This window comes from Oleiphilus sp. HI0043 (genome assembly GCF_001634935.1).
On the sequence record NZ_LWEY01000021.1, the window covers coordinates 1 to 1,502 of the forward strand.

A 1,502-nucleotide genomic window follows, 5' to 3' on the forward strand; every position below is an offset into this window, starting at 1 on the left:
AACTTTAACCCTCCAGTCTACTTTGGGCAGCATGTTGTACGTAAGGGAGATACCTTATATGCCATCGCATGGCGCTATGGCCGTGAGATGAAGGAGTTGGCGAGAGAGAATGGAATAAAGTCGCCCTATGTGATTGTGCCGGGGCAAAAAATAAATTTAGAACGTCGCAAAAACTCACAGAAATCGAACTTGAAAATATCAAAATCAGGGTCTAAGAGAAGAGGGAATGTAACAGAACGTAAAGAAACTATGCAGAATGGTAAAAACGTAACAAGAGATAAAAAAACCAAGCACATCAAGAACATAAATTGGCAGTGGCCTCATCTTGGCCCGATACTTGCCATGTATTCTATAAAAGGTTCTGTAGGAACTTCCCGTTCAAGTGGAATGAGCAAAGGGAAGTCTGCGGGTACGACTCTCAATAAGGGGGTCGATATTACCGGCAATTTGGGTTCGCCAATATATGCGGCCGCTGATGGAGAAGTAGTTTATGCAGGCAATGGCTTGTTAGGCTACGGAAACTTGGTAATTATAAATCATAATGAAACTTACCTCAGCGCTTATGCACATAACCAGCGGATACTAGTTAAAGAAGGACAAAAAATAATAAAAGGTCGCAAGATCGCAGAGATGGGGAGCTCTGACTCAAAACAGGTAATGCTTCATTTTGAAATTCGGCGCAATGGTGAGCCGGTTGACCCAATGAAATATCTGCCTGCGAGATAAAACTATCCTAAAAGGGAAAAATGCCAGTTGCGAGGCTGGTAGCGTATTTATTTAAACAGCTAGGTTGCATCATCAAGGATCTTGATGAGCAAACAATAAAAAGCGAGGCAAGACAGATGTCAGCAGAAAGAGAAGCGTACTTTGACGATGTAGTAGAAATTGATGGCGTTGAATCAGAAGAGACAACGACTGAAAGTTGGGGTTTTGAGGAAGAGGCTGAGACAGTCGTCACTCCGATAACCGCGAAAAAGAAAGCTAAGAAGACAGGCATAGACGGTCGCTCATCAGAAAGTCAGTCATACCGTCAGCTTGATGCGACACAAATGTACTTGAATGAAATCGGATTTTCTCCGCTTTTATCCCCAGAAGAAGAAGTTTATTTTGCTCGCTTGGCGCAGAAAGGTGATGCGGCCGGGCGTAAGAGAATGATTGAAAGTAACTTGCGACTCGTTGTAAAGATCGCACGTCGCTATGTTAATCGTGGTTTGACTCTACTTGACCTGATTGAAGAGGGTAATTTAGGCCTAATTCGCGCAGTTGAGAAATTTGACCCAGAACGTGGTTTCCGCTTCTCTACTTATGCAACATGGTGGATTCGCCAAACTATTGAGCGCGCAATCATGAATCAGACGCGTACAATTCGTCTGCCTATTCACGTAGTAAAAGAGCTGAATTTATATCTGCGTGCTGCACGTGAGTTGACTCAAAAACTTGATCACGAGCCATCGCCAGAAGAAATTGCAGATTTGCTTGATAAGCCTGTTGCTGATGTTAAG

2 protein-coding genes are annotated in these 1,502 nt (G+C 43.3%); both read left to right on the forward strand.

Annotated elements, in window-relative coordinates; genetic code table 11:
- The coding region (locus A3729_RS00845; protein WP_068632976.1) for a peptidoglycan DD-metalloendopeptidase family protein at positions 1–726 on the forward strand (726 nt) is incomplete at its 5' end.
- A gap of 116 nt (positions 727–842) precedes the next feature.
- A partial coding sequence (locus A3729_RS00850) for a sigma-70 family RNA polymerase sigma factor (RefSeq protein ID WP_156497553.1) occupies positions 843–1,502 on the forward strand: 660 nt, incomplete at its 3' end.